General features: G+C 40.9%; 4 protein-coding genes. 1 reads left to right on the forward strand and 3 read right to left on the reverse strand.

The window, feature by feature from the left end; translation table 11 throughout:
- The 3 genes from DA100_RS17210 to DA100_RS17220 all read right to left on the reverse strand — a co-directional run.
- A partial coding sequence (locus DA100_RS17210; RefSeq protein WP_171052245.1) for a transposase domain-containing protein occupies positions 1 to 498 on the reverse strand: 498 nt, incomplete at its 3' end.
- Between the two features lie 363 nt (positions 499 to 861).
- Positions 862 to 1,893 carry a S66 peptidase family protein gene (locus DA100_RS17215; RefSeq protein ID WP_138973249.1) on the reverse strand — a complete coding sequence of 344 codons (1,032 nt, stop codon included), beginning with the start codon at positions 1,891 to 1,893 and terminating at the stop codon, positions 862 to 864.
- A 362-nt stretch (positions 1,894 to 2,255) separates the two neighbouring features.
- On the reverse strand, positions 2,256 to 3,107 hold the full coding sequence (locus tag DA100_RS17220; protein ID WP_138973250.1) for a hypothetical protein: 852 nt from the start codon (positions 3,105 to 3,107) through the stop codon (positions 2,256 to 2,258).
- A 179-nt stretch (positions 3,108 to 3,286) separates the two neighbouring features.
- Between DA100_RS17220 and DA100_RS17225 the strand changes: the two genes are divergently transcribed.
- Positions 3,287 to 4,232, forward strand: a 946-nt coding sequence (locus DA100_RS17225; RefSeq protein WP_138972052.1) for an IS110 family transposase, incomplete at its 3' end; no start/stop codon positions are given.

The raw sequence follows: 4,232 nt of genomic DNA on the forward strand, positions 1-4,232 counted from the left end.
GCAGACCATTCGAACTTGAGGATACTCAGATAAGCACTTTTGATTTCGAGTACGACTGAAGCGCTCATCGTTCTCTTTAGTATCTGGGGTTCGCCAGACCACACCATCTACAGCATGAAGAGTTAAACCATGCCAATCTGGGTGTGGCGTTTTGTCATTCCATAATTTCTGCGTTTGAGTAAAAACGGATTTCATGACATCAGAACCTAGCCTTTGCCTTGCTTGGATTACTGCGCTTGGAGCAACAAACGGTTTTTTGCCAGGAAGAAGAATATCTAGCTTGGAGACAACTTTCTCCATAGATAAATGGCGATATAGGGACATCCCAACAACACTCCAAACCATCATCTCCATGGGCAATCTGCGTCTACGCATGGTTGTGATACCCGTATCTTCCATACATTGAGCAATGAGTTCAGGAGAGAGAAGGTCAGATAAACCTGAGAGTTGCTCAACAGAGAATTGATGAACTTGGTTAAGTGCTTGTCTTAGAAACATAAAAAAATCCGAGTGTCTGGAATACACTCGGATTTTGACACCTTGAAAGGATCGTTCAACCGATCATTTAAGCCTTAACTGATCGGCATTAAGCATCAAGCTCGCTTTTAACTATCTGTTTTTAATTTAAATTACAGCAATTCAACCGATTGTTGGGCTATCACGAATTCTTGGTTAGTTGGCAAGGTATTAGTAAACAATACATCATATGGTTTTCTCCAACAAACTTTTGGTATCCCAAAACGCAATCACGCACCGCCGAACTCAGTGCCTGAGATGGAAGAAAATGGACAAAACCTTGCATGGTTTAAGTTAAACCCATTTACCAAAACTCACAAATTATGCAATTAAGTCAGCGATCTATTATATAAGGGTCTGACTCAGTTCCCCAACTTCATCATTTAATTCCACCTTTGCTACAGCACCATTGATAAGCGTAAGATTCGGTGGAACGTGGCCAATATCTAAATCATACATTACAGGGATTCCAATGTTCGCTAGGCTACTTTCTATAGCTTCATGATATTTGAGAGCTTGCTCATTGCTTGGATCAGGGGCAGCATTCCTGCCCAAAACTAAACCATTAATATGCTTGAACACCCCCCTAAATTTCATGCTTAATATTGTTCGGGCAATATCTGTTGGTGACATTTCTGCATTTTCCAGATAGAGCACGATACCTTCTGGATAGTCTTCAGAGAGAGCTTTCAAATCAAGATATTCCGTATCAAAAAGGTGAAGCAATGTATCCCAACAGCCTCCAATGAGTCTACCTTCGATAGTTGTGCTTGATTTCGGTCTTACTAGCCATTTCCAACTTGATGCAGTGTCAGGTGTAATGCCGCTTGCAGGTTTACTCACGATGTCTGGCCACTTACTAGCGTACATAGTCGATGCTTCTTGAGAAAACGTCGAACCAATAGAGGTTCCAATATACGTGATGGTATTTGACGTTAGTGGATCTTTTGCTTGAGGAGTTAGATCCATCAAATTGGAGCAATGTGCAGTAGCCCACCGAAGCTTACTTGTAAATGTTGCGGCTAAGGTACTGACATCAGAAAAACCTAAGATCCACTTTGGTCTAACATTTTGAAGCTTGGAAAAGTCTATGAGAGGAAAAAGCTCCATAGACAGTTCCCCCCCCCAAGGGGGATAAATAGCATCAATGTTATCATCCATTAAAAATCTTATCAGTTCTTCTACACGTTGTTCTATTGGTGCACTTACGTGTTTAAACTGCCCATACAAGCAATCACCCACAACAATCTTGAAACCTTGAGATTCAAGATGTTTTTTAATGATACTAAATCTAGCTTTGTGTTCTTCCGCTATCCCTGATGAAAATGCTGTGATTGCTATCGTGCTTCCTTCTCTTAAAGGTTTTGGGTATTTCATTGTTTTTTCTCATTAATTTAAGCTTTTTTTGAAAATACCTACTAACTAACTCAATTACAATACGTTATGAGCAAGTAAGCATAAATACGCACTTCCTATTAAGGCGGACGATTGAGCTTATTGCTCAGTTTTGGGAGTTTTCTGTCACGCCCTCTCTGCTGCTAACCATGAGAGAAAGAACGGTGATTTCAGTGGCACGATTTGCCACTGAGTAATTGCGTTAACACCGAAAGGGGCATAAATGAGCCAGCACAGATTTAGCTGGCTCGAAGATGGACATAAACGTTTTAGAGCTGTTGTAGCAAAGCTGTTCTGTCAGATTAGGAAAAGTATGTTGAAAGCTTAAACGTTTGTAGTTTAATTTAGGGCAAATATAACCGTTGATACCTTTGCTCTGCTTCATTTTTAGGCACTTTTAGTACTTTGGTCAACATGTTTAAATCCAAAGCTGGTGTTAGAGAAATCATATCTACAGCATATTCACTAATATCTGCTGTCGGTAATTTAAATACGAAGATTTCACGATACCTCTTAGCAACCTTAAGGTTGACGGTATCCTTTGACAAGGTACTAAACGCCTCTAGAAAACAACACATTTCAACCAATATATCATCAGTGAGCATAATTACTTGCTCCGTAACATCAGACATTTCGGCAACCTTACCTAAACCTAGTTCTGCGATTAATTCTTGGTGGTTGATCTGCCCTGCATGTTTATCACAAACAATTGGCAACAGATGCTCTTCGTATAACTCGTTTCTTTTGTCCCAAATCTCTAGCAAGAAATTATAGTTCTTAAACATTCCATTAATTCTTCCAGCATTCAACCACTTGGAGACATCTTGGCTCGTCTTTCCAGAGTGTAAGAAGGACAATTTTGGGGCATCAATGTAGATTTTATTTGAGTCAAAGAAGATCGGAGGAATAGCCAATAGCCTGTTTATTGGGTGGGAGTCAATCTGATTGCAATAGTTTCCCTTTATCGCGATTAGGTTTTCACGCGCATTGCAGGTACTTAAAAGTATTGAGTTAACTGCCTCAATGTTTGATATTGCAGCTTTATTGCTCTCATGCTTGTGAACCGAATAGTTAGCGGCAAACACACCTACTGCGCCGGAAACCAAAACACTACCAACAGGTAGAATGTAGTCCCTAAACGGATCGGATTGAAGTGATTCAATTGCCGTTGCTATATTTTCTAATGATTCAATCAACACTGCACTCCAAATATTAACGCCCAATCAAGGGGTGAACAATGCCACCACCCAACCTTACGCATTGTATCGCAGACACTAAATTTGAAGTAGAAGCAAAAGTGCCAAGATGTATGGACTCCCTATCTCCCTCGGGAGTAACGTAATAAGTAACGACACTTTTACAAGGAAGCCAACACATGACTCATTCTACGGTGCTCGCTATCGACTTAGCAAAAAACGTTTTCCAAGTTTGTAAGATGGATCGACATGGAAGAATTATTTTCAACAAAGAAGTCTCTCGAAAAAAACTTACAGAGCTTCTTATCAAAGAAAAAGCATCGCTCATTGCCATGGAATCTTGCGCGACCGCTCATCACTGGGGACGACTAGCTATTAAACTCGGTCATAAAGTAAAAGCCATCGCTCCTAAACGAGTCTCTGCATTCCGGCAAGGTCAAAAAACAGATGCTAATGATGCTTTAGCCATCGCTATCGCCGCTATGCAACCTAACGTGAAAGCTTGCCGAATACTTAATATTGAAGACCAGTGCCAACAATCTATTGTTCATATTCGCGAATTGCTTGTCCGACAGAAAGTCAGCTCCGCAAATCAATTAAGAGCGCTGTTACTTGAGTTTGGCTTCCCTATCAACAAAGGCGATTTTGCGCTTAGGACCGAAATCCCCCTCATACTCGAAGAGGCTGAAAATAGTCTCACCTGGACATTCAGGGAAACCCTAGCAATGATGTATGACCGATTCGTCGATTTAGTTCACCAAATCGATAACATTACACAAAAACTGAAAGTCACTACATCTCAAGACCTATTGTGCAAACGCCTACAAGCATTAGAAGGTGTCGGCCCTATTTGTGCGGCTTTATTGAAAATTGCCCTCAGCCAAAAAGACCATTTTTCAAAAGGACGACATGCTTCTGCCTGTCTGGGATTAACTCCTGTTCAACATAGTAGTGGAGGCAAACAAAATATAGGGGCTATTGCTAAACGCTGTGGCAACAACACTCTGCGTAACGCCCTCTACAATGGAGCCATTGGGGTCGTTTGCAAATTAGAAAAGCGAGAAGCTCGTACATCAAAAGAGCAATGGCTTAAAGCAATGACGGTAAGACGTGGGAAAAAGGTTG

Source organism: Vibrio sp. Hep-1b-8 (genome assembly GCF_006124995.1).
Classification (GTDB): Bacteria; Pseudomonadota; Gammaproteobacteria; order Enterobacterales; family Vibrionaceae; genus Vibrio.